At 66.9% G+C, this 24,474-nt stretch carries 20 protein-coding genes; 11 read left to right on the top strand and 9 right to left on the bottom strand.

Annotated features, from left to right (window positions below; translation table 11 throughout):
- Positions 1 to 93: 93 nt before the first annotated feature.
- The 4 genes from D0T21_RS05385 to D0T21_RS05370 are packed head-to-tail and all read left to right on the top strand — an operon-like array spanning position 94 to position 6,510.
- Positions 94 to 1,560 carry an efflux transporter outer membrane subunit gene (locus tag D0T21_RS05385; RefSeq protein ID WP_116989027.1) on the top strand — a complete coding sequence of 489 codons (1,467 nt, stop codon included), beginning with the start codon at positions 94 to 96 and terminating at the stop codon, positions 1,558 to 1,560.
- A complete protein-coding gene (locus D0T21_RS05380) occupies positions 1,557 to 2,630 on the top strand; it encodes an HlyD family secretion protein (protein ID WP_116994283.1) in 1,074 nt (357 codons plus the stop codon). Before D0T21_RS05385 ends, D0T21_RS05380 begins: the two co-directional genes overlap by 4 nt.
- A complete protein-coding gene (gene rbbA, locus D0T21_RS05375) occupies positions 2,627 to 5,362 on the top strand; it encodes a ribosome-associated ATPase/putative transporter RbbA (protein WP_116989025.1) in 2,736 nt (911 codons plus the stop codon). Before D0T21_RS05380 ends, rbbA begins: the two co-directional genes overlap by 4 nt.
- A gap of 2 nt (positions 5,363 to 5,364) precedes the next feature.
- Complete coding sequence (locus D0T21_RS05370) at positions 5,365 to 6,510, top strand: ABC transporter permease (protein WP_116989024.1); 1,146 nt, start codon at positions 5,365 to 5,367, stop codon at positions 6,508 to 6,510.
- Between the two features lie 6 nt (positions 6,511 to 6,516).
- Here D0T21_RS05370 and D0T21_RS05365 read toward each other — a convergent pair whose 3' ends face one another.
- On the bottom strand, positions 6,517 to 7,446 hold the full coding sequence (locus D0T21_RS05365; protein ID WP_301546319.1) for a Gfo/Idh/MocA family protein: 930 nt from the start codon (positions 7,444 to 7,446) through the stop codon (positions 6,517 to 6,519).
- Between the two features lie 165 nt (positions 7,447 to 7,611).
- On the opposite strand from D0T21_RS05365, the gene D0T21_RS05360 reads away from it, so the two are divergent.
- The gene (locus tag D0T21_RS05360) at positions 7,612 to 8,709 is read left to right on the top strand and encodes an acyl-CoA dehydrogenase (RefSeq protein WP_116989023.1); all 1,098 of its coding nucleotides are present in this window, start codon (positions 7,612 to 7,614) and stop codon (positions 8,707 to 8,709) included.
- A gap of 8 nt (positions 8,710 to 8,717) precedes the next feature.
- A complete protein-coding gene (locus tag D0T21_RS05355; protein ID WP_116989022.1) occupies positions 8,718 to 9,797 on the top strand; it encodes a serine hydrolase in 1,080 nt (359 codons plus the stop codon).
- On the opposite strand, the gene D0T21_RS05350 is transcribed toward D0T21_RS05355, so the two are convergent.
- From D0T21_RS05350 to D0T21_RS05330, 5 genes are all read right to left on the bottom strand, one after another.
- Positions 9,778 to 10,206: a hypothetical protein gene (locus D0T21_RS05350; protein WP_116989021.1), complete on the bottom strand. Its 429-nt coding sequence runs from the start codon at positions 10,204 to 10,206 to the stop codon at positions 9,778 to 9,780. The genes D0T21_RS05355 and D0T21_RS05350 overlap by 20 nt on opposite strands.
- Before the next feature lie 21 nt (positions 10,207 to 10,227).
- On the bottom strand, positions 10,228 to 11,529 hold the full coding sequence (locus tag D0T21_RS05345) for an ATP-binding protein (protein ID WP_116989019.1): 1,302 nt from the start codon (positions 11,527 to 11,529) through the stop codon (positions 10,228 to 10,230).
- On the bottom strand, positions 11,526 to 12,188 hold the full coding sequence (locus tag D0T21_RS05340) for a response regulator (RefSeq protein ID WP_116989017.1): 663 nt from the start codon (positions 12,186 to 12,188) through the stop codon (positions 11,526 to 11,528). Before D0T21_RS05340 ends, D0T21_RS05345 begins: the two co-directional genes overlap by 4 nt.
- A gap of 11 nt (positions 12,189 to 12,199) precedes the next feature.
- Entirely contained in the window at positions 12,200 to 13,171 is a 972-nt protein-coding gene (locus D0T21_RS05335; RefSeq protein WP_116989015.1) for a YncE family protein, read from the bottom strand.
- Between the two features lie 94 nt (positions 13,172 to 13,265).
- Positions 13,266 to 14,432, bottom strand: coding sequence for a 4-hydroxybenzoate 3-monooxygenase (locus tag D0T21_RS05330; protein WP_116989013.1), 1,167 nt, complete (start codon positions 14,430 to 14,432; stop codon positions 13,266 to 13,268).
- Positions 14,433 to 14,557: 125 nt separating this feature from the next.
- On the opposite strand from D0T21_RS05330, the gene D0T21_RS05325 reads away from it, so the two are divergent.
- A complete protein-coding gene (locus tag D0T21_RS05325; protein ID WP_116989011.1) occupies positions 14,558 to 15,439 on the top strand; it encodes a helix-turn-helix domain-containing protein in 882 nt (293 codons plus the stop codon).
- Between the two features lies 1 nt (position 15,440).
- Here the strand turns inward: D0T21_RS05325 and D0T21_RS05320 are convergent, their stop codons facing one another.
- On the bottom strand, positions 15,441 to 18,368 hold the full coding sequence (locus D0T21_RS05320; RefSeq protein WP_116989009.1) for a diguanylate cyclase: 2,928 nt from the start codon (positions 18,366 to 18,368) through the stop codon (positions 15,441 to 15,443).
- An 86-nt stretch (positions 18,369 to 18,454) separates the two neighbouring features.
- A complete protein-coding gene (locus D0T21_RS05315) occupies positions 18,455 to 19,228 on the bottom strand; it encodes an IclR family transcriptional regulator C-terminal domain-containing protein (RefSeq protein WP_116989007.1) in 774 nt (257 codons plus the stop codon).
- A 142-nt stretch (positions 19,229 to 19,370) separates the two neighbouring features.
- Here D0T21_RS05315 and pcaH point away from each other — a divergent pair, with 142 nt between their 5' ends.
- The 4 genes from pcaH to pcaD are packed head-to-tail and all read left to right on the top strand — an operon-like array spanning position 19,371 to position 23,278.
- A complete protein-coding gene (pcaH, locus tag D0T21_RS05310) occupies positions 19,371 to 20,063 on the top strand; it encodes a protocatechuate 3,4-dioxygenase subunit beta (RefSeq protein WP_116989005.1) in 693 nt (230 codons plus the stop codon).
- Between the two features lie 12 nt (positions 20,064 to 20,075).
- The gene (locus tag D0T21_RS05305) at positions 20,076 to 20,597 is read left to right on the top strand and encodes a protocatechuate 3,4-dioxygenase (RefSeq protein ID WP_116989002.1); all 522 of its coding nucleotides are present in this window, start codon (positions 20,076 to 20,078) and stop codon (positions 20,595 to 20,597) included.
- A gap of 18 nt (positions 20,598 to 20,615) precedes the next feature.
- Positions 20,616 to 22,019 carry a 3-carboxy-cis,cis-muconate cycloisomerase gene (gene pcaB, locus D0T21_RS05300; protein WP_116989000.1) on the top strand — a complete coding sequence of 468 codons (1,404 nt, stop codon included), beginning with the start codon at positions 20,616 to 20,618 and terminating at the stop codon, positions 22,017 to 22,019.
- Positions 22,016 to 23,278, top strand: a complete 1,263-nt coding sequence (pcaD, locus tag D0T21_RS05295; protein WP_116988997.1) for a 3-oxoadipate enol-lactonase — start codon at positions 22,016 to 22,018, stop codon at positions 23,276 to 23,278. The genes pcaB and pcaD overlap by 4 nt, the downstream gene beginning before the upstream one ends.
- 8 nt (positions 23,279 to 23,286) lie before the next feature.
- On the opposite strand, the gene D0T21_RS05290 is transcribed toward pcaD, so the two are convergent.
- Positions 23,287 to 24,474 carry an ABC transporter substrate-binding protein gene (locus tag D0T21_RS05290; RefSeq protein ID WP_116988995.1) on the bottom strand — a complete coding sequence of 396 codons (1,188 nt, stop codon included), beginning with the start codon at positions 24,472 to 24,474 and terminating at the stop codon, positions 23,287 to 23,289.

Here is a 24,474-nt window from a genome sequence, read left to right as displayed (position 1 = left end):
ATCTACATCAATTACACGTGCTTGACTGTCGCCGTACACTGCGATCGCCGCTTGACTGTCGGCATCAACCTGCACCGTTCAAGGAGTCTCACTATGTTCCAGCCTGCGCCGTTCGCCAGGCCGCGCACCGCCGCGACCGTGGCCGCGCTGGCCGCCGCAATGCTGCTGCCAGGCTGCCGCTCGATGGCGCCGCAGTATGGCCGGCCGCCGCTGCCGGTGGCCACTGATTATGGCGTGCCCGCCACGGCCGCCGCCGCGCTGCCCGAATGGCGCGGCTATTTTTCCACGCCGGTGCTGCAAGCGCTGATCCTCGAAGCGCTGGCGCAGAACCGCGACCTGCGCATCGCCGCCCTGCGGGTTGAACAGGCGCGCGCGGCTTACGGCATCGAACGCGCCGCCCGCCTGCCGCTGCTGGCGGCCCAGGCAAGCGGGCAGCGCCAGCAAGTGCCGGCCGACCTCAGCCTGACCCGCCGTGAAATGATCGCCAGCCAGTACCAGGCCGGCCTCGGCGTGAGCGCCTGGGAGATCGACCTGTGGGGCCGCCTGACCAGCCTGCGCGACGCCGCCCTGCAAGACTACCTGGCCAGCGACGCCGCCCGCCGCGCCATCACCATGGCCTTGATCACCCATGTCGCCGAGGGCTATTTCGACGTGCGCGAAATCGACCAGCGCATCGCGCTGGCGCGCCGCACGCTGGCCACCCGGCAGGAGAGCTACCGCATCTACTCGCGCCGGGTGGCGGTGGGTTCCACCTCACGCCTGAACCTGACGCAAGTCGAAACCCTGCTGCTGCAAGCGCAGGCGCTCACCAGCCAGCTGCAGCAGGAACGCGACCGCAAGCGCCACGCGCTGCAACTGCTGGTCGGCAGCGCCACCGCGCTGGCGCCGCTGGATGCCGAAGCCGGCGACCTGGTCGATACGCTCCCCGCGCTGGTCCCCGGCCTGCCGTCCGCGCTGCTGGAGCGGCGCGCCGACATCGTCGCCGCCGAGCACCAGCTGCAGTCCGCCAACGCCAGCATCGGCGCAGCGCGCGCAGCCTTTTTCCCGCAGCTCAGCCTGACCGCCGCGCTGGGCACCGCCAGCGCCGAGCTGGGCGGCCTGTTCGCCGGCGGCAGCCGCTCGTGGACCTTCGCCCCCAGCATCACGCTGCCGCTGTTCGACGGCGACCGCCGGCGCCAAAACCTGAGCCTGACCGAAGCACGCCGCGACAGCGCCATCGCCAACTACGAGAAAACCATCCAGGACGCCTTCCGCGACGTCGCCGACGCGCTGTCGGCCCAGGCCTGGCTGAGCCAGCAACTGGCCATCGCCGAACGCGCCCTGCAGGTGCAGCGCGAACGCGCCCGCCTGTCGCAGCTGCGCTACGACAGCGGCGCCGCCGCCTTCCTCGACGTGCTCGACGCCCAGCGCGACCTGCTCAGCGCCGAACAACAATTGATCCAGCTGCGCCGCGCCCTGCTGGGCGCCGGCATCGCCCTGTACAGCGCGCTCGGCGGCGACCCGGTCGTCGCCGCGCCGCCGCTGGCCGCTTTCATCTACCTGCCCCCACCCCGCACATGACTCCTGACCTGACACGCAAACTCGGCGCCGCCGGCGTCGCCCTGGCCCTGCTGGTCGGCGCGGCCTACGCCTGGCAGCGCACGCATCCCGCCGGCCCCGGCCCTGAATTCACCAGCGGCAACGGCCGCATCGAAGCGACCGAAATCGACGTCGCCGCCAAGCTGCCGGGACGCTTGCAAGACATCGCCGTCAACGAAGGCGACTTCGTGGCCGCCGGCCAGGTGCTGGCCCACATGCAGGCGACCTCGCTGCAAGCCCAGCGCGACGAAGCGGTGGCGCGCCAGGCGCAGGCCCAAACCGCGGTCGCCAGCGCCGACGCCATGATCGCCGTGCGCGAGGGCGACTGCCAGGCCGCGCAAGCGCTGGTGGTGCAGCGCGAAAGCGAACTCGATGCGGCCCAGCGCCGCCTCAAGCGCTCCGAAACCCTGGTGCTGGAAGGCGCCTCGTCGGAACAGGAACTCGACGACGACCGCAGCCGCGTGCGCTCCGTCAGCGCCGTGATCCGCGCCGCCAAGGCGCAGGCCGAAGCGGCCCACAGCGGCATCGAGGCCGCGCGCACCCAGGCCAGCGGCGCCCGCGCCTCGGTCACGGCGGTACAGGCGACGGTCGACCGCATCGACGTCGACCTGGCCGACAGCGCGCTGACGGCGCCGCGCGCCGGCCGGGTGCAGTACCGCATCGCCCAGCCGGGCGAAGTGCTGGGCAGCGGCGGCAAGGTGCTCAACCTGGTCGACCTGGCCGACGTCTACATGACCTTCTTCGTGCCGGAACAGGCGGCCGGCAAGCTGGCCCTGGGCGCGCCGGTGCGCGTGGTGCTCGACGCCGCGCCGCAGTACGTGCTGCCGGCGCGCGTGTCCTTCGTCGCCAGCACCGCGCAGTTCACGCCCAAGACCGTGGAAACGGCCAGCGAACGCCAGAAGCTGATGTTCCGCGTCAAGGCCCAGATCGATCCGGCGCTGCTGCAAAAGCACATGAAGCTGGTCAAGACCGGCCTGCCCGGCGTGGCTTGGGTGCAGCTGGACGCCAAAACGCCGTGGCCCGCCAACCTGGATATCAAGGTGCCCCAATGAGCGATACCGCGGCGGCCGGCGTTGCCGGTCTGCGGGGCGTGGCACTGCAATACGGCGACACCCGCGCGCTGCGCGCCGTCGACCTCGACCTGGCGGCCGGCTGCATGATAGGCCTGATCGGGCCGGACGGCGTCGGCAAATCCAGCCTGCTGTCGCTGGTGGCCGGCGCCCGAGCGGTGCAGCAAGGCAGCGTGACGGTGCTGGGCGGCGACATGCGCAGCAAGCGCCACCGCGACGCCGTCTGCCCGCGCATCGCCTACATGCCGCAGGGGCTGGGCCGCAACCTGTACCCAACCCTGTCGGTGGAGGAAAACCTGCAATTCTTCGGCCGCCTGTTCGGCCACGACGCCGCCAGCCGCCGTCGCCGCATCGACGAGCTGACCGCAAGCACCGGCCTGGCGCCGTTCCTGCAACGGCAGGCCGGCAAGCTGTCCGGCGGCATGAAGCAGAAGCTGGGCCTGTGCTGCGCGCTGATCCACGACCCCGACCTGCTGATCCTCGACGAGCCGACCACCGGCGTCGATCCGCTGTCGCGCGCGCAGTTCTGGGATCTGATCTCCCACATCCGGCGCCAGCGCCCCACCATGAGCGTGGTGGTGGCCACCGCCTACATGGAGGAAGCCGACCGCTTCGACTGGCTGGTGGCGATGGACGACGGCCAGGTGCTGGCCACCGGCACGCCGCAGGAACTGCGCACGCGCACCGCCACGACGACGCTGGAGCAAGCCTTCATCGCGCTGCTACCGGCCGAGAAGCGCGGCGACCATCAGGCGGTGACGGTGCCGCCGTTCCAGGGGTCCGAGGGCAACGACAGCATCGCCATCGAGGCGCAGGGCTTGACGATGGTGTTCGGCGACTTCACCGCGGTCGACCATGTGGACTTCCGCATCCGCCGCGGCGAGATCTTCGGCTTCCTCGGCTCCAACGGCTGCGGCAAGTCAACCACGATGAAAATGCTGACCGGCCTGCTGCCGGCCACCGAGGGGAGCGCCCTGCTGTTCGGCAGCGCGGTCAACGCCAACGACATGGCGACCCGGCGCCGCGTGGGCTACATGTCGCAGGCGTTCTCGCTGTACGGCGAACTGACGGTGCAACAAAACCTGGTGCTGCACGCGCGCATGTTCAGCGTGCCGGAGGCCGAGATAGCGGGCCGCGTGGCCGACATGGCGCAGCGCTTCGGCCTGGCCGGCGCGCTCGATACGCTGCCCGAACAGCTGCCGCTGGGCGTGCGCCAGCGCCTGTCGCTGGCGGTGGCCATGGTGCACAAGCCGGAGCTGCTGATCCTCGACGAGCCGACCTCCGGCGTCGATCCGGTCGCGCGCGACCTGTTCTGGCGCCTGATGATAGACCTGGCCCGCTACGACCAGATCACCATCTTCATCTCGACCCACTTCATGAACGAGGCCGAGCGCTGCGACCGCATCTCGCTGATGCACGCCGGCCGCGTGTTGGTGAGCGCCGCGCCGGCGGAGCTGCCGGCCATGCGCGGCGTCGCCACGCTGGAGCAGGCCTTCATCTCCTACCTGGAAGAAGCCGCAGGCAACGTCGCGCCGCCGGCCGCAGCGCCGGCGGCGCCCGCAGTGGCAGCCGCGCCGCGCGCCGGCTGGCGCCGCAGCCTGCAACGGGCCTACAGCTACACGCTGCGTGAAACGTTGGAACTGCGACGCGACCCGGTGCGCGCCACGCTCGCGCTGCTGGGCACGGCGATCCTGATGTTCATCATCGGCTACGGCATCAACATGGACGTCGAGCACCTGTCCTACGCCGTGCTCGACCGCGACCAGAGCGGCCTGAGTCAGAACTATGCGCTCAACCTGTCCGGCTCGCGCTACTTCATCGAGCGCGCGCCGCTGGCCGACTACGACGACCTGGACCGCCGCATGCGCAGCGGCGAACTGGCGCTGGCGATCGAGATCCCGCCCGGCTTCGGCCGCGACCTGCAACGCGGCGCCCCGGTGACCGTGGGCGCCTGGGTCGACGGCGCCATGCCGATGCGCGCCGAGACCACGCGCGGCTACGTGCAGGCCATGCACATGGGCTGGCTGGCCGACATGGCGCAGCACCGGCTGGGCATGAAGCTGGCCGGTTCCGGCACGCTGGAAACGCGCTACCGCTACAACCCCGACGTCAAAAGCCTGCCGGCCATGATCCCGGCCGTGATCCCGATGCTGCTGATGATGATCCCCGCCATGCTCAGCGCCTTGTCGGTGGTGCGCGAGAAGGAACTGGGCTCCATCCTCAACCTGTACGTAACGCCGGTGACGCGGCTGGAATTCTTACTCGGCAAGCAGGTGCCCTACGTCGCGCTGGGCATGCTCAACTTCGCGCTGCTGACCGTGCTGGCGGCCACCGTGTTCGGCGTGCCGGTCAAAGGCAGTCTGCTGGCGCTGACCCTGGCCGCGCTGGTGTACGTGATCTGCGCCACCGGCCTTGGCCTGCTGGTCTCGACCTTCACCCGCAGCCAGATCGCCGCGCTGTTCGTGACCATGATAGGCACCATCATCCCCTGCGTGCAGTTCGCCGGGCTGCTCAATCCGGTGTCCGGCCTGAGTGGCATCGGCGCGCTGATCGGCCGTATCTACCCGGCCACCCATTTCCTGACCATCAGCCGGGGCGTGTTCAACAAGGCGCTGGGGCTGGGTGAGCTGGGCGGCTCATTGTGGCCGCTGCTGCTGGCGGTGCCGGTGATCCTCACCTTGTCGGCGCTGCTGCTCGACAAGCAGGAGCGATAGACATGCGTATACCTCTGCACACGCGCGCGGCGCACATCTACCGGCTCGGCATCAAGGAGCTATGGAGCCTGCTGCGCGATCCGGCCATGCTGGTGCTAATCGTCTACACCTTCTCGCTGTCGATCTACGTGGCCGCCACGGCGATGCCGGAGAGCCTGAACAACGCCGCCATCGCCATCGTCGACCTGGATGGTTCGCCCTTGTCGGCGCGGATTGCGGCAGGCTTCTATCCGCCGCACTTCCGCACGCCGTCGCTGGTGAGCGCCGCCCAGGCCGATGCTGGTCTCGACAGCGGCAACTACACCTTCGTGCTGGCCATCCCGCCGGACTACCAGCGCGACACGCTGGCCGGCCGGGCGCCGACGATACAGCTCAACATCGACGCCACGCGCATGAGCCAGGCCTTCACCGGCAACGGCTACATCCAGCAGATCGTCGGCGCCGAGGTGGGTGATTTCCTGCGCCGCCAGCAGGAAACCGCCGCGCCGCCGGTCGCGCTGGACCTGCGCATGCGCTTCAATCCCAACCTGGAGCAGTCGTGGTTTGGATCGCTGATGGAGATCATCAACAACGTCACCATGCTGTCCATCATCCTGACCGGCGCCGCGCTGATACGGGAGCGCGAACACGGCACCATCGAGCACCTGCTGGTGATGCCGGTGACGCCGATGGAAATCATGCTGGCCAAGGTGTGGTCGATGGGGACGGTGGTGGTGCTGGCGGCCCTGGCGTCGCTGGTGTTCATCGTGCAGGGCGCGCTGCACGTGCCGATCACCGGTTCGATCGCGCTGTTCGTGCTGGTGACTGCGCTGCACCTGTTCGCAACCACGTCGATGGGAATCTTCCTCGCCACGCTGGCGCGCAGCATGCCGCAATTTGGCATGTTGCTGGTGCTGGTGCTGGTGCTGGTGCCGCTGCAGTTGCTGTCGGGCGGTTCGACGCCGCGCGAGAGCATGCCGGTGCTGGTGCAGGACATCATGCTGGCCGCGCCGACCACCCACTTCGTGGCGGCCGCCCAGGCCATCCTGTACCGGGGCGCCGGCTTCAGCGTGATCTGGCCGCAGATGCTGGCACTGGTGGCGATCGGCGCGGTGCTGTTCGCGCTGTCGCTGCGGCGCTTTCGCAAGACCATCGGGCAGATGGCCTGAGCGGCGTCAGTCGTGGAAGGCGTCGACCACTTTGCGTTGGCCGAGCATGAAGGCGTCGGCCACATGGCGCAGCGGCGCCACGTCGACGTCCGAGCGGCCTTCCCTGACCAGGCCCGCGAAGCGGCGGTACAGCGACGGGTACTCGGCTTCCTTGGCCAGCGGCTGTTCGACGCCATGCACCCACAGACGCGCGCCGCCGTCGCTCAGTTTCAGCTCGCCGTCCGCCGTCCGGACCACGATGTCCCAGCTTTGCTTGCCGGTCTGGCGCCAGTCGAACACGGCGTGCACCGGCACGCCCGCGCCATCCTGGAAATGCAGCTCGGCGGCGATGGGCGCATCGCGGTTTTCGGGGAATTCCAAGGTGGCGCGGGTCAGGAAGATCAGCGACGGCAGGATCTCGGTGACGATGGACAGCGCATTGATGCCCGGATCGAACACGCCCAGGCCGCCGGCCTGCCAGATCCATTCCTGGTTTGGATGCCACTGGCGCACGTCTTCCTTCCAGGTCACTTGCATGCCGGTTGGCGCATGGGCGGCCAGATAGGCCTTGGCCGGCTGCACCGCTGGCGCGTAACGCGAATGCCAGCTGGTGAACAGGGTCAAGCCCTTGGCGGCGGCCAGCGCCTCCAGGTCGGCCACTTCGGACAGGGTCGCACCCGGCGGCTTTTCAAGGAATACATGCTTGCCGGCGGCCAGCGCCACGCGGGCGGCATGGTAGCGGTATTGGGGCGGCATGCACAGCGAGACGGCGTCGATCTCCGGCACGGCCGCCAGCATCTCCTCGATGGACTTGAAACCGGGCAGGCCGTCGACGGTGTTGTGCCGGCTGGCCGACGCCACCAGCTGGAAATCGGCGTTGGCCGCGATGGCGGGCAGGTGCTGGTCGTGGACGATCTTGCCGACGCCTACGATCGCAAGTTTAATTGCTGACATCATGTGTCTTTCATAAGTGGGTGCTTGTGCACCACCATGCTACGACGAACGATACCAGCTTCACCAATCATTTTTATCGCCGCAAACATACCGAAATGGCATGGGAGTTTCTGAAACGGGCTCAATAGTGCGAAAATACCGGGCATTGCTACTGTCCAAAGATCACGCATGCCCCTGCCCGCCGTTTCACCCCTCCTCGCGCGCGATGCCCGTCGTATTGAACGCTATGCGGCCATGGCCGATACCGCCCGTTTCCTGCACCCGATCCAGCAAGCCTTGCTGCACCGGCGCGGCTGGCTCAGGATGCTGGCGCCGCGCGCCAGCGGCGGCGCCGAACTGCCTTTGCCGCAAGTGGTGCGCCTGGAGGAAGCGGTTGCCGCCGTCGACGGCAGCATGGGCTGGGTGCTCACGCTGTGCGCGGGCGCGGGATGGTTCGCCGGCTTCCTGCCGCCGGCGCTGGCGCGCGACATCATCGGCAGCAAGCGGGTTTGCCTGGGCGGCAGCGGCGCGCCGACCGGCTACGCCGAAGCAGATGGCGACGGCTACCGCATCACCGGCCGCTGGGATTACGCCAGCGGTGCGCCGATCGCCACGCATTTCACCTTGAACGCGGTCCTGCGGGCCAACGGTCAACCGCTGCTGGATGAACAAGGTGCGCCGCGCATCCGCGCTTTCCTGGTGCCGGCGGAACAGGTGCAGATTGTGCCGTCCTGGGGCGCCATCGGCATGCGCGCCAGCGCCTCGCACAGCTACCGCATCGACGGCGCGTGGGTGAGCAAGGAGCACGGTTTCACCATCAGTCCCGCTACCGCCACGGCCGATGGTCCGCTGTATCGCTTCCCGTTTTATTCGCTGGCCTTCGTTACGCTGGCGGCCAACGTCGCGGGGATGGCGAGCCATTTCATGCAGTTGGCGCGGCCCTGCATGAGCCGCCGCCGGCACGCCCTCAAGAACCTGCCGCTACTGGAGGTCCCCGAAGTCGTCGGCCTCCTTCGCGACAAGGAGCAGGCCCAGGCCGACGCCCGTGCGCGCTTCTACGACGTGCTGGATCGCAGCTGGGCGCTGGTGGAAAACGGCACGCCGCTCACAGCGGACGATATGGAGGCGGTGCAGGCCAGCTCACTGGCGCTGGTGGCTGTCTCCCGCGCGGCGGTCGATGAACTGTATCCCTATTGCGGCCTGTACGCCGCCCACGAAGACAGCGCCATCAACCGGGTCTGGCGCGACTTCCATACTGCCAGCCAGCACTCGCTGCTGCTGCCTTAAGTGTGCCGATGAAATCGCCGTCGTCGACCGCCGGACTCACCTTGTTGTTATCGGCCCTGTGCGCGCCGGCTTCCAGCGCCACGCCAGGTGCACACTGGGCCGACATGCCCGAGCCAAGCGCGGCATGCCGCGCCGGCCTCGCCGAGGCACAGGACTATTTGAAGACGCTGCCCAGCACCTCGATGATGGCTGTACGCGACGGCCGGATCCTGGCCAGCTACGGACCGCTGGACCAGGCCAACCAGGTTTATTCGATACGCAAAAGCGTGCTGGCCATGATGTACGGCCCCTACGTCGCCGACGGCACGATCTCGCTGAACCGCAGCCTGGCGTCGCTGGACATCGACGATGTCGGCGGCCTGCTACCGCTGGAACGCACCGCCACGGTAGGCGACCTGCTGGCGGCGCGTTCCGGCGTCTATCATGCGGCATCCAATCCCGGCGACGATGCCGAGGCAGCTCCTCCGCGTGGATCGCAAACGCCGGGTGCCTACTTCTTGTACAACAACTGGGACTTCAACGCCGCCGGTACCGTGTTTGAGCAACTGACGCAGCGTGACATCTACCAAAGCTTCGAAAACCAGTTGGCGAAGCCGCTGCAAATGGAGGATTTCCGGCTGTCGCAGCAGCACCGCAACGGCGATCCAGCCCGTTCGCGCCACCTGGCCTACCACTTCCACCTGTCGACCCGCGACATGGCCCGCCTCGGCCAGCTGATGCTGCAACAGGGAAGCTGGAACGGCCGGCAACTGCTGCCTGCCGACTGGGTCAGTCGCATCACCACGCCGGTAACGCCGGCGGCCGACATGCATCCGCCCTCCACCGCGCGGCGCCGGCTGGACTACGGACTTCTATGGTGGATACCGGCGCTGCCGGCGGGATCACCGCTGGAGGGCGCCTACATGGCGTGGGGCTACTACGGCCAATACATCCTGGTCATCCCGCAGCAGCACATGGTGATCAGCCATCAGCGCGTGGTCGAAGCAACGCAGGCGAAAACAGCTCGCAAGGTAAGCCCCGCCGAGTTCCTGCGCCTGGCCGAGCTGCTGGCCAAGGCACCCTGCCTCGTCAAACCAACAGCAAAATAGCCGGCAACAGCATGCCGGCGGCCAGCGCCAGGCCAACCGGAAGGCGGACCCGCGGATTACTGAAAGCGATGTACAGCCCCGCCAGCGAAGACGCGCATAAGCCTATCGCCAAGGCCACCACAAACAATTTCAGCGGCATGCTGGAATGCTCTTCCGGTTCTGCGGCCGCCGGTTCCGGCTTGGGATTCGCCGGCTTGCTGGCCTGCGGCTTCGGTGCCGGCGCTTGGTACAGCTCCTGATCCTGATGCAGCGACGCCATCGCAGCTATCCACGGATAGGTCGGCGGATCGCCGCGATGCGCGCCCTTATGCAGATCAAAGGTTTGCAGTGCGCCCGAAAAAGCGAAGAACACTATGGCCGGCGTGAAGAAGACCCCGAGGTAGCGGTGCAGTTGTCGTATCGAAGGCATTTAGCTGTCCTTATTAAATTCTTAAGCCACTGGCAAATAAACACTTACCACCAAACCTACCCCGCCATTGCTGGACAATTCTATCTCGGCACCATGCCCGTCGACGACGTTCCTGACGATGGACAGCCCCAGGCCGCAGCCCCAGACGGCATTGCCATCCGGGCGATAGAAGCGGTCGAACAGGCGCCCGCGCTCGGCCTCCGGCACGCCGGGACCGTTGTCGGCCACCCGCAAACATGCCCGCCCCTGCTCCATGCCGGCCGTGACATCCACCTGGCCGCCCGGCTGCGTATAGCGCACCGCATTGTCGACCAAATTGCTGAGCATGACCGACAGACCTTCGGGATGGACCGGCACCCACAACGGTTCGCCGCTGCCCGCCACGCCCAAATCGATCCCGCGATTCTCGGCGAGGATGCTATGATCGGCGACCACCTGCCGCGCCAGCGCCAGGACATCGGTCGGCACCGGCGTTGGCAGCGCCTGATGCTGTTCGTGACGGGCCAATGTCAACAGCTGATGAACCAGATGGGTGGAACGGTCCAGCCGTTCATGCAAGCGATGAAAGGCCACGTTGCGCTGTTCATCGCTGCCGGCCCGCTCGGCCAGTTGCAGCTGCAATTTGAGCGCGGTGAGCGGCGAGCGCAGTTCATGTGCGGCGTCGGCGATGAAGCTGCGCTGCGCCGCCATCGCGCTGTCGATCTTTTCCAGCAAGCCGTTCAACGCGACCACGATGGGCATCAGTTCGGGTGGCATGCCGCTCGTCTCCAGCGGCTGCAGCACGCCCGGCGAGCGTCCATGTACGGCTTGCGCCACCTGCGCCAAAGGCCGTAGCGCCATGCCCACCACGATCCAGATCAGCGCCGCCAACGCCGGCAACAGCAGCAGCAACGGCGGCACGATGCGCAGCGCCATTTTGGCTGCAATGCGCTCGCGTACCGCGATCGGTTGCGCGATCTGCATGTGATAGTCCGCCCGCGATTCGCTGTACACGCGCCAGCGCTCTCCCCGGTAGGTCATCGTGAAGTAGCCCGCCGACGATTGCCGGGGCAACGCCTGCGACGGCTCCGACACATAGGCCGACTTGCCGGCGCGGTCCCATACCTGGACCAGCACAGCGTCGTCCTGGTCATCGTCTTCCGGCAGCTGCACGCCATCGCCCAGATGCGGCGGCAAGGCCCATGCCACCTGGCGCAAGCGTAGGTCGGACTGCTCGTCAGCCTCGTGATCGGCGCGTTGGTAGACCATCAGGCCGGCGACCAGCGTGAAACAGAGCGTGCCAAACATCAGCCCCGCCAGCAAGCGCGCACGGATCGACTTCATGCGATGCTGGCCAGCTTGTAACCGACGCCGCGCACGTTCTTGATAAAATCGCTGCCCAGCTTCTTGCGCAGATGGTGGATGTAGACGTCGATGGTATTGCTCTCGATCTCCTCGCCCCAGCCGTAGATCTTTTCCTCCAGCTGGGCTTTGGAAACCACGCTGCCCGGCACATCCAGCAAGGCACGCAGCAAGGCGAACTCGCGAGAGGACAGGTGCAGCGCCACGCCGTTGAAAGTGGCTTCATGCGCGGCCAGGTTGACGCTCAGCGCACCGTGCGTGACCAGCGAATGCAGGTGGCCGCCGCGCCGGCGCAACACGGCGCGGATGCGGGCCAGCAGTTCGTCCAGATCGAAGGGCTTGACCAGGTAGTCGTCGGCGCCGGCATCCAGACCTTCCACGCGCGACGCCGTGGCATCACGCGCGGTGACGATCAGCACCGGCGTCTGGCTACCCTGCGCGCGCAGGCGCCGCAGCACGTCCATGCCCTGCCGCTGCGGCAGTCCCAGGTCCAGCACCAGCAAATCGTAGATATCCTGGCGCATCGACAGCTCGGCCGCCACGCCGTCGCGCACCCAGTCGACCGCATACCGCTCGCCGCGCAAGGCTTCGAGCATGCTCTCGCCGATCATGGGATCGTCTTCTACCAGTAGCAGGCGCATGATCCGTCTACTCAGGGAGTGGCCACGATGACCGTGAAGTGCTTGTCCACCACGGTCGGCAGATACAGGCTGCCGTTTTCATGGTCCATGGCCATGGTGCGCGCGCCCTTCTCGGTGTGCAGCGTCACCGCCGTGGCATAGTGGTCGGCGTCGTCCTGGTGAATGACGCTCAGCGTGCCATCGCCATTGGAGGAGAACACCGTGGCGCTGGCGGCGTCGAACACCACCGCGTCGGAATGCTGACCGATGGCGGCGTGCGCCACGGCCTTGCCGTTGCTGGCGTCGGTGATGGCCAGCATGCCGTTCTGGCAGGCCGAGAACAGGCGCTGGTGCGCGGCGTCAAGCGCCAGCCCGGTCGGTTCCTCGCAACCGGTCAAGGCCCAGCGCGCGACCTGGCGATCGCCGGCGATGTCGATCACTGCGATCTCGCTCTTGTCCTCGATGTTGACGTAGATGCGCTTGCCGTCGGTGACCGCGAATTCCGGCTTGCCGCCGACGGCGATGGTCGCCTTCAACGCCATCGTGGCGGCGTCGAACACCGAGATATTGTTGGTTTTCCCATTGAAAGCGTAAAGCTTGCCGCTGCCCTCGTCGAACAGGATGGCGTCGGGATTGGCGCCCGAACCCTTCACTTCCTGGCGGGTTTGCAGCGTCGCCAGGTCGAAGACGACGATGCTGTTGCCGCCGCCGCTGCTGGCAAAGCCCAGGTTGAGTTTCTGCGCGAACGCGACACCGTGCGCGCCCTGCAGGCCGCCGATCTGGCCGGCCACTTTGCCCGACGGCAGATCGAGCACCTGCACCCGGTCGCCGCGCGTCATGAACAGGCGATGGCGCACCGGATCGACGTCAAGATAGTCCCAACGGCCTGCCTGGTCCAGCGTCCAGGTCTGTCGTACGCCGTATTCGGCCGCCTGGGCGGCCGGCAGGGTTGCAGCCAACAGCAGGCCAAATGACAGCAGCGCGCTCGATATCGTTGTTTTCATAGCATTATGCCGAAGTGAGTGAGAGTCGCAGTGTATTGCAGCGTTTATTAAGCGACTATTAACTCCGGCATTTTCGCACGAATGGCGTGGCCCCTCAGAATGCGCCGACGTAGCTCTCCGCCAGCGCCGTCGCCATGGCCCGCGAGCTGACCACGCATTCCAGTTCGGCGCGCTGCACCTCGCGCTGGAACGGCGTGGCGTCGGCAAAGGTGTGCAGCAGGCTGGTCATCCACCACGAGAAGTATTCGGCGCGCCAGACGCGCTTCAAGGCCGCCGTCGTGTAGCCTTGCAGCCGCTCGTCGCTGCCCTGGCGGTAGAACTGCTCCAGGCCCTGCGCCAACAGCGCCACGTCCGACACGGCCAGGTTCATGCCCTTGGCGCCGGTGGGCGGAACGATGTGCGCCGCGTCGCCGGCCAGGAACAGGCGGCCCGACTGCATCGGCGTCGATACGAAGCTGCGCATGCCGATGATATTTTTCTGGAAGATGCGGCCCTCGTTGACGCGCCAGCCGTCGTTGTTCTCCAGGCGGGCGTGCAGCTCGGCCCAGATACGGTCGTCCGACCAGTTGTCGACATGGTCCGCCGGATCGCACTGGAAGTACAGGCGCTGCACGGTCGGCGTGCGCGTGCTGACCAGCGCGAAGCCGCGCTCATGGCGGGCATAAATCAGCTCTTCCGACGACGGCGCCGACTCCACCAGCACGCCAAACCATCCGAAGCCGTAGTCGCGCTTGAAGTCCTGCCGTCCCTCCCCCGGCATCGCCGGCCGCGTCACACCATGATAGCCGTCGCAACCGATGACGAAATCGGCCTCGATGCGCCCCGCTTCGCCGCGATGAATGAAGCCGACCGACGGCGCCGCGGTGTCGACGCCATGCAGCTCGACGCCGCTGACCTCGAACAGCAGCTGCCCTTGCGCCGCCAGCCGCGCCGCCACCAGGTCCTTGATCACTTCATGCTGCGGGTAGACGGTGATTGCCTTGCCCGTCAATTCGGTGAGGTCGATCCGGTGGCGCTGGCCGCCGAACGCCAGCTCTATGCCGTGGTGCAGTGCGCCCTCGGCTTGCATGCGGGCGCCGACGCCGGCGTTGCTGAGAATGTCCATGGTGCCTTGTTCCAGCACGCCGGCGCGGATGGTCGCCTCGATCTCGGCCTGGCTGCGCGATTCCAGCACGATCGATTCGATGCCGTTCAAATGCAGCAGATGGGATAGCAGCAGGCCCGCTGGGCCGGCGCCGATGATGGCTACCTGGGTACGCATGATGTCTCCGTTATGGTGTTAATGTGCAGTCATCGTAGCGCCGGGCCGTTGCAAAAAAAATGGATGAAACTTCCTAAAACTTGTACTATTTCGACACTCCATTCTTTTAGACGGCACGCCCCTCCATGCCCCGCACCGACCGACCAGCATTACCCGACGTTCCGCAGTTTGGCCTGTATGGCGAGCAGGCACGGGGAGAAAACGCCGAATTCGTGCACATCGAGCTGATAGAGACCCGCAGCCGGGTGCACCACTGGCACATCGAGAATCACACACATGCAGGACTGTTTCAGGTACTTTTCCTCTACGGTGGAAAGGTCCGCGCCAGCGTCGACGGCGCCGTCTGGGAATGCAGTGCGCCGACCGTCATCACCCTCCATCCATCGGTGGTGCATGGCTTCGACTTCTCGGCCGAGGCGCACGGCTATGTGCTGACGGTGGATCAGAACGTGATGTATGCGGGCCACGGCGACCTGTATTCCTCGCTGTTTGTGGAACCTTTGGCGATCGACCTGGCCGGCCAGCTGGAATTGCATGCACGCCTGGAATCGCTGCTGCAAAACCTGCTGACGGAAGCGGCCTGGCCGCAGTACGGCCATACGCTGATGTTGGAGTGGCTGGCGCGCAGCGCCTTGCTGCTATTGGTACGCCTGCATGCGGAACGCCGCCTGGCCGACCAGTCGGGCCGCAGCGATTTCGAGCTGTTCAGCCGCTTTCGCGCCGAAGTGGAACGGCGCTACAAGGAGCAATGGCAGGTCGGCCAGTATGCCGAAGCGCTGCGTGCCACGCCGACGCGGCTCAATCGCCTGTGCCTCAAGCTATCCGGCAAATCGGCGTTCGACATCACCCAGGACCGGCTGATGCTGGAAGCCTGCCGCAAGCTGACCTATCTTCCGGCCAGCATCGCCAGCATCGCCTACGAACTGGGGTTCCAGGACCCGGCCTACTTCAGCCGCCTGTTCAAGAAGCGCATGGGCCTGACGCCGAAAGCGTTCCGCGGCGGCTGACTCAGGGCTCGGCGGCATCGAAGACGACGCGGTTGCGGCCCTGCGCCTTGGCGCGGTACAAGGCCGCGTCAGCCAGGCCGATCAGCTCCAGCGGCGCCAGCGGCTTGGCCGGATCGAATTCCTTCACGCCGAAGCTGGCCGTGACGTCGATGGCCTGCCCGCCGTCTATCGCCACCGGCGCCGCTTCGATCACACGCCGCAGGCGCTCAAGCTGCGCCATGCCGCGTGCCTGGTCCAGCTCCGGCAACAACAGCAGGAACTCCTCGCCGCCGTAGCGGCCCACCAGGTCGCTGGAGCGCACGGCGCCGCTGAGACGCACCACCACTTCGCGCAGCACGCTGTCGCCGGCCAGGTGGCCGTAGGTGTCGTTGATCCGTTTAAAGTGGTCCAGGTCCAGCAGAACCACCAGGAAAGGCCGCCGCAGCTGGCCGCCGCGCAGCACTTCCTGCTCCAGGTATTCCATCATCGCGGCGCGGTTCCATGCCTTGGTCAGGCCGTCCTGCGTGGCCTGCAACCGCAGCGCATCCTGCGACTGTTCCAACTCCAGCGTACGCTCGCGCACCAGCTCCCGTACCAGTTTCTCCATACGGGCATTCCTGTGGGTCAGCGCCCGCACGCGATAGCGGTGGACAGCGACCGCCGTGGCCAACATGGCGACGCCGCACAGCGCGTAGAACGTCCCGGTCTGCCACCATGCCGGCGTAATCGTGAAGCCGATCTCCCGCAACGGCGGCTCGGCTCCAGTCTCGACGTCGGTGACCCCGTACTGCAAGCGGTAGCGGCCGGGCGCCAGCGACGCATAGCGGATATCGGGCGTGGTCGACTGCGACCACGCCTGCTCCAGTCCTTCCAGCCGGTAGCGGAAACGCAGTCCGCTGCGACTCTGGTACGTCAGGCTGGCCAGACTGAAATTCAGCGCTCCCTCGCTCCACGGCAAGGACGCGCCCTCCCGCAAGGCGATGCGCTGGCCGTCGCGGACCACGCTTTCGAGCACGGGCGCCAAAGCCGGCTGCGCGAACAGGCGCTCCGGGTACAGGATGTGCGACGCCCCGTTGCTGGTGGCGATCCACATGGAGCCGTCCGCGTCCTCGAAAAATCCGCGTCCGTTCAGGTCGTTCCATGCCAGGCCGTCGTTCTGGTCGAGCCGCCGCCACTGCTCGCCGGTGCGCACCACGACGCCGGTGTCGCTGGCGATCCACAGCCAACCGCGCCGGTCCACTCGCAGCGCGATGATCGACAAGTCCGGCCAGCGCGGGGGGCCTGCGGGCCGCAGCTCCAGCCCGTGGTCGCCGACCCGCCCTTGCCACAGGCCGGTCCTGAGGCTGCCTATCCACAGCGAACCATCGGGCGCGCAGGCCACCGCGCCGAAATCATTGGTGCCGTCCGCATCCACCAGCTTGTAGCGGTCCCACCGCTGCCGGAAATAACGCAACAATACATGCTCACTGACGAACCACAGTTCGCCGCTGGCGCTCTGGCAGCCGCCACGGAAGGATTCCTCACTCAGATTGCCCAAGGCAGCCCAGCCGGGCGCCAACCGGGGCTGGCCGCCCCGTTCGGGATGCTCCAGCAGGTAGATGCCGTCGCCGGTGCCGATCCACAGCGCGCCATCGCGGTCCGCCAGCAGGCGCAAGATGGCCGGCAAGGCCGCGACCTGGACCTCGGCGCCGCTGGCCGCGTCATGCCGGAACAGCAGGCCGGAATAGGTGCCGGCCCAGACATGGCCGCTGCGGTCCAGCGCCTGATCGGCCCACTGGTGGTCGACGCTGCCGGCGACCGGCCGCAACACGCTCTGGTCAGCCATCCGCGCCATGATTGCCGGCCCCGAGCGGGTGCCCACGTGCAGACGCCCCAGGCCGTCTCGCGCGAACGAAAGGATCACGTCATTTTGCAGGCCTTGCGCGCTGGTCCAGTTTTCCCATTGGCCGTAGCCGCGCCACTGGATCAGGCCATGGCCGCGCGTGCCGAGCCACATGCCGCCGTCGCGGTCGGCAAGCATGTCGCCGACACCGCCGCCGACGCGCAAGCCGTGGCGCTGGTCGAGCAATTCCCAGCGGCCGTCGCGCCAGCGCGCCACCCCGGCGTCGGTGGAAGTGAGCACGGCATGAGCGGCATCGCTGATGAGGGCCGCCACCGGATTGGTTTTGCGCATCACGCCGCCCGGTGGCGCCCGGTCGGCAAACCGGGAGGCCCCGGGCGCCAGCGCAACCAGAGCGTGTTCGCCTCGACTCCAGACGGTGCCGTCGGCGGCATGCAAGATGCGGCTCCAGTTATCCTCGGGCACGCCGGCCGCGCTGTCCCAGACCGTGATGCCGGCCGCGGTACTACGGCACAGCCCCGTGCCGCAGCCCAGCCAAAGGCCACCGGCGTCCACGCTGACGCTAGCTATCCGCGCCAGCAACGGCTGGCGTTCAATCTGCTGGTCGGAAAAATACGGCGCGATGACGGTTCGCCCGTGCACTTCCGTCAGCCGGTACAGATGCGAAGCGCTGACGAACAGCAGCTCGCCGCCGGCCGCGTCGGCCAACACCTGGCCCGGCCAGATCGACAAGTGCTTGCCCTGGTACTGCTGCGCGACCAGCCGCGCGCCGTCACGCCGGTACAAGCCCTCCGAGGTCCCCACCCACAACTGGTCGCCCCGCGCCAGCAGCGCCGTGACTTCGGTCTGCCGCAGTCCTTCGGCTTTCGCGTAGCGCTCGAACTTGTCGCCGTTGTAGCGGAACAGGCCATTCTCCGTACCAAGCCACAGATAGCCGGTCCGGTCCTGCGCCAGCGCGGTGACGGTCAGATTGCCCAGGCCATCCTGCTGGGTGAAGTAACGCAGTGGCAATTGCTGCGCGCGCGCCGCCCCCAGGCACAGTACGCAAGCCGCCAACAGGCGGAGCAGAGTCCAGCCCAGCGTGCGGGAATTCCATGGGTTCAATATCATGTCGGTATAACTCAGGTCGATCGATGCATCTGATTGAAGTAGTATTGCTCATTTGCAATGACACCGCAACCGGCTCGCGCATCGCTTTACAACAATGCGTTCAATTCGACCTGTATTTTGATCAGCGCCGGCAGGCAGCGCTCCACCATCTGCTCGCGCGGCATGCGGCCGGCGTGGACGCTGATGTTCATCGCCGCCACCACCTCGCCGCGAAAATTCTTCAACGGCACGGCGATGGTGCGCAAGCCCAGTTCCAGTTCCTGGTCCACCAGTGCATAGCCTTGCGCGCGGGCGCGGGCGATCTCCAACGCCAGGCGCTCCTTGCCGACGATGGTGTGCTCGGTGATCCGTTCCGGCTGCGCGCGTTCCAGGAAGTCGTCGATCTGCGGCTGCGGCTGGTGCGCCAGCAATATGCGGCCGTTGGCGGTGCAGTAGGCCGGCACGCGGGTACCCGGCTGCAGCGTGACCGACACCAGCTGCCCGGCGCTGACCGCGGCCACGCACACCAGCTGATCGTGATCGAGCACGCCGACCGATGCCGCCTCGCCCAGCGCATAGGCCAGCCGGTATAACAAGGGCTGCACGATGCGCGGCAAGCGCGCCGAATGCAGGTACGACTGGCCGAGCCGCAGCACCATGGGCGTCAGCGCGAACAGCTTGTTCTCATGCCGCATATAGCCCAGGTGCGTGAGCGTGATCAGGTAGCGGCGCGCCGCCGCCCGCGTCAGGCCGGTGCGTTCGGCCACTTCGGCGATGCTCAGGCGGCTGCGCTCCTGGTCGAAAGCGGCGATCACCAGCAGGCCTTTTTCCAGGCCAGCCACCAGGTCGCGCTGGGCTGGGACGTCGTCTTCAGCGGTCATAAGGCAGAAATTGAGTGATTTGTGCGAGTATCGCACAAAATGTGCGCATAGCGGATGTTACCCAACTTTCGCGTATTGTGACGCCACGCCGCCTTGCCTACCATGGTCTCCACACAACACAACAACCATCAGGAGGCCAGCCTTGAACTTCGATGCCATTCCGTCCGGCGTCTACCCGGAACTGATCTACCCGCCCTACAAATCCACGCTGAAGCGCGGCCCCACCCAGCCGCTGCTGCGCATCCGCGCCGACCAGCCGGTGCAGGATAATGTGATCGCGTCGCCGCGCATCCTGCTGCCGAACGATATGGACCTGACGGCGCACGGACACGCAGCGCCGCTGGGCGAAAAGATCGTCGTCACCGGCCGCGTGGTCGACGAGGATGGCAAGCCGGTACGCAATTCGCTGCTGGAAGTCTGGCAGTGCAATTCGGCCGGCCGCTATTGGCACAAGAAAGACCAGCACGACGCGCCGCTCGATCCGAATTTCTACGGCATCGGCAAGATGATGACCGACGACGATGGCCGCTACCGCTTCGTCACCATCAAACCCGGCCCCTACCCGTGGGGTAATCACGACAAGGCCTGGCGCCCGGCGCACATTCACTTCTCCTTGTTCGGCAACGTGTATGCGCAGCGCCTGGTCACGCAGATGTACTTCCCCAGCGATCCGCTGTTCGACTACGATCCGATCTTCCAGAGCATCCAGGACCTGGCCGCGCGCCAGCGCCTGATCTCACGCTACAGCCTGGAACATACCGACAGCGACAAGATGCTGGGCTATGAATTCGACATCGTGCTGCGCGGCCGCAACGCCACGCCCATGGGCATTTAAGGAGCTAACGGCATGAGCCACATCACCACCTCACAGACCATCGGACCGTTCTCTCACGCAGCCTGGCAGTGGGCGGCCGACGCCAGCGCCGCCGGCCAGCTGGAAACCACGGCCCCCACCATCACCATCAGCGGCACCATCTACGACGGCGACGGCACGCCGATCAACGACGCCCAGATCGAAGCCTGGCAACCGGAAGCGGCCGGCGCGGAAGCGGCACAGGCGCTGCCTGGCTTCCGCCGTGTGCCCAGCGGCGAACAGGGAGAATTCAGCCTGCGCCTGTCGCAATGCGCGGCGCCGGTCAGCGGCGCGCCGGCCACCTTCATCACCGTGTTCGCGCGCGGTCTGGTCAAGCACCAGTTCACCGCTGTGTTCCTGGACGACGATAGCGGACTGGCCGAATCGGCGATATTGCGGCAGGTGCCAGCCGCGCGCTGGCCTACGCTGGTCGCCCGCAAGACCGCGCCGGGGGTCTATCATTGGGACATCTGGATGCAGTCCGAAAAAGAGACCGTATTCTTCGACTATGTCTGACCTGCCAGCGGAGTTCTCTTGAGCGTATCCATCTTCGACAGCTTTCTCACCACGCCGGACATGATCGCCGTCTTCGACGACGCCGCGATCGTGCAGGCCATGCTGCGCTTCGAACAGGCCTTGGCCGAGGCCCAGGCCAGGCAAGGCATGCTGCCGCCGGAATCGGCGCGCGCCATCGCCGGCGTCTGTAACGCGCAGCTGTACGACATCCCGGCCATCGTCAGCGCCGGCCGGCGCGCCGGCAGCCTGGCCATTCCGCTGGTGCGTGAACTGACGCGCACCGTGGCGTTGTACGACGCCGAGGCGGCCGCCCGCGTCCATTGGGGCAGCACCAGCCAGGACGTGATCGACACCGCCATGGTGCTGGCCACGCGCGACGCCCTGCAACTGCTCGACGACGGCCTGCACGACCTGACCGGACGCCTGCTGCAATTGGCGGACCAGCATGCCGCGACGCCGGTGCTGGCGCGCACGCTGATGCAGCCGGCGCAGGTGAGCAGCTTCGGTTTCAAGATCGCTGGCTGGCTGGCGCCGCTGGTGCGGGCCCGCGCGCGCCTGCGCGAGTGCGCCGCGCGCGCGTTGCAACTGCAGCTGGGCGGCGCGGTCGGCACGCTGGCCGTGATGGGCGAGCAAGGCGCGGCCGTGGCAGCGCTGGTGGCCGCCGATCTGGGCCTGAAACTGGCGGATGCGGCCTGGCACACGCAGCGCGACGAATGGGTACGATTGGGATTGGAAGTGGCGGTACTGACCGGCAGCATGGGCAAGATCGCCACCGACATCAGCCTGATGGCGCAAGGCGAAATCGCCGAACTGGCCGAACCGTCCGGCAATGGCCGTGGCGGTTCTTCCGCCATGCCGCACAAGCGCAATCCGGTTTCTGCGATGATCGCACTGGCCGCCGCCACGCGCACGCCGCAGCACGCCGCAGCGCTGCTGGCCAGCATGGGACAACAGCATGAGCGCGGCCTGGGTAACTGGCAGGCAGAACTCGCGGAGTGGCCAGGCCTGTTCCTCAGCGCGCACGGCGCATTGCAGGCGCTGAACGACGCCTTCGCCGGCCTGCATGTCGATCCCGCGCGCATGTTGCGCAATATCGATGCCTTGCAGGGACTGGTGTTCGCCGAGGCTGCATCGGCCTGGCTGGCAGGCGCCATCGGCCGCCCGGCGGCCCACAGCCTGCTGGAACAAATGAGCGCCGAGGCGTTGGCTGTCGGACGCAATCTGGCCGAAGTGCTGGCCGATGCGGTGCAGGCCGACGAGCAGCTACGCAAACATGTCGACCCGGCCGCGCTGGCGTCGCTGTTCGATCCGGCCACCGCCGCCGGTCCGGCACAGCGTCTGGCACAGCAGCAGCTGCAAAGCCTGCGCCAGGATATCGCCGCACTGAACTCCATTCCATTCCATCACAGGACACCAGCATGAGCTTCGATCCCATCGACCACGACTTCGAACGTGGACTGCACAACCGCCGCGCCATCCTCGGCGACGCCTGGGTGGATAAATCCCTGGCCAACGCCAACAGCTTCAACGCCGAGTTCCAGAACATGATCACGCGCTTTGCGTGGAACGATATCTGGGGCCGTCCTGGCCTGGAACAGAAGACGCGGCGCGCGATGGTACTCGCCACCACCATCGCGCTGGGCCGCTGGGAAGAATACGAGCTGCATGTGCGCGCCGCGCTGCTGGGCGATGCGGCACACCGCCTGTCGCCGGACGAATTGAAGGAAGTGCTGATGCAGTCTGCGATCTACGCCGGCGTCCCCGCCGCCAACACCGCTTTCGCCCATGCGATGGCAATCCTGCGCGAGGTGGGACCACAAATCGGCTACACGCTGGAGCCGTCGGCGCCGGCCGCCGCCAGCCATCCCGGCGTCGGCCGCGAAGGCCGCAGCACCGGCCAGCCCGCGCTGCACTACACGGTGCGCGAGCCACGCAACGGCAAGGCTCCGCGCCATACGGTGGTGCTGAGCCACGCCCTGGGCTGCGACCTGACGATGTGGGACAGTCTGGCCAACCAGCTGGCGGCGGACTGCCGCGTGATCGCCTACGACCATCGCGGTCACGGCGGTTCCGCCGCACCGCAAGGCTTGTACAGCATGGCCGACCTGGCCGACGACGTGGCGGCGCTGCTGCGCGAGCTCGATACCGGGCCGGTGGTATGGGTGGGACTGTCGATGGGGGGCATGGTCGGCCAGGAGCTGGCGCTGCGCCATCCGTCGCTGGTACGCGCCCTGGTGCTGGGCAACACCACCTCCCGCTATCCCGAAACGGCGCGGGAAGCCTGGCAGCAGCGCATCGTCACCGTGCGCGAGCAAGGCATCGCGGCAATCGCCGACGCGGTGATGGGACGCTACTTCCACGACGCCTTCCGCGCCGAGCACGCAGCCACGGTCGCGCGCTTCCGCCGACGCCTGCTCAGTACAGATAGCACCGGCTACATCGGCTGCTGCAACGCGGTCGGCACAGTCGACACCACGGAACGGCTGGGCGCCATCGCCGTGCCGACGCTGGTCATCGCCGGTGAGCTGGACCAGGGCACACCGGTCAGCATGTCGGAGACCGTACAACAAGCCATCCAGGGCGCTGCATTGGTCGTACTACCCAACGCATCGCACCTGGGCGCGGTCGAACAGCCGGCGCTGTTCGCGTCGGCCGTCGCCGGCTTCATCGCCGGCTTGTAGGTCCGCCGCTACACGCCCGGATCGCGGACCTTGTCGGCCTGGTCGAACTCGATGTTGTAGAAGGAACCGGCGCTGGCTTCGGCCTTGCGGATGTACACGGTCTGCACGATGTCGCGGCTGGCGGCATCGATGCTGACCGGGCCGCGCACGCTGGTCCATGCCATGCCCTTCATCGCCGCCAGCAGCTTGTCGCCGTCGCTGTCGCCGTTGGTTTGCTTGAGTGCCTGGTACAGCAGATGCATGCCGTCGTAGGCGCCGACCGAATGGAAATTGGGCCGCATGCCCGGGTTGGCCTTGCCGAAGGCTTCGACATACGCCTTGTTCTCGGCCGACGGATGGGCCGCCGAATAGTGATGGCTGCTGACCACACCTGCCGCGGCAGGACCGATGCTGGCCATCAGGTCGTCGTCCAGCACATCACCAGTGCAGATCAGCCGTATGCCGGAGGCGGCCAGGCCGCGCTCGGTGAACTGCTTCAGCACCGCAGCGCCCTCGCCCGATGGCACGAACACAAACAGCGCATCCGGTTTCAAGTCCCGCACCCGCGCCAGAAACGGCGCATAGTCCGGGTTGCGCAGCGGCGCACGCAGGCTGTCGAGCACTTTGCCGCCGCCTTCAAGCAGGCCCTTGACGAATACCTTCTCCGCGTCCAGCCCCGGTCCATAGTCGCTGACCAGGGTCACCGCGTTTTTAATCTTGTTTTTGACCGCCCATTGCGCCATCGGCGCCGTCACCTGCGCCAGCGTGAAGCCGGTACGCACGATGTACGGAGAGCGTTGCGGCACCGCCGACGCGGCGGCCGCCATCACGATCATCGGCACCTTGGCCTGGGTGGCGACCGGCGCGGCGGCGAAGGCCAGCGGCGTCAGGCCGAAACCGGCCAGCACCTGCACCTTTTCGCGCGACACCAGCTCCTGCGCCAGCCGCTTGGTCACATCCGGCGACAGGCCGCCGTCGTCCTTGAGAAGGATCTCGACCTGACGGCCGGCGACGCCGGCGCCGTTCTGCCGCATGTACAGCTTGACCGCCGCCTCGATCTGGCGGCCGGTGGAAGCGAACGGGCCGGACATCGGCACGATCAGCCCGACTTTCAGCGGTTCGCCAGCCGCGTTGGCGACAGCGGGCAAAACTCCGGCCGACAAGGCGGCGGCGCCCAGCAGCAGTTGGCGGCGTTGGTGATTGATATGACCTGGCAT

It is taken from the genome of Duganella sp. BJB476, from assembly GCF_003416895.1.
Taxonomy (GTDB): domain Bacteria; phylum Pseudomonadota; class Gammaproteobacteria; order Burkholderiales; family Burkholderiaceae_D; genus Rugamonas.
Note: the sequence above shows the minus strand (reverse complement) of the source record. Positions and strands in the feature narration are given on the sequence as shown.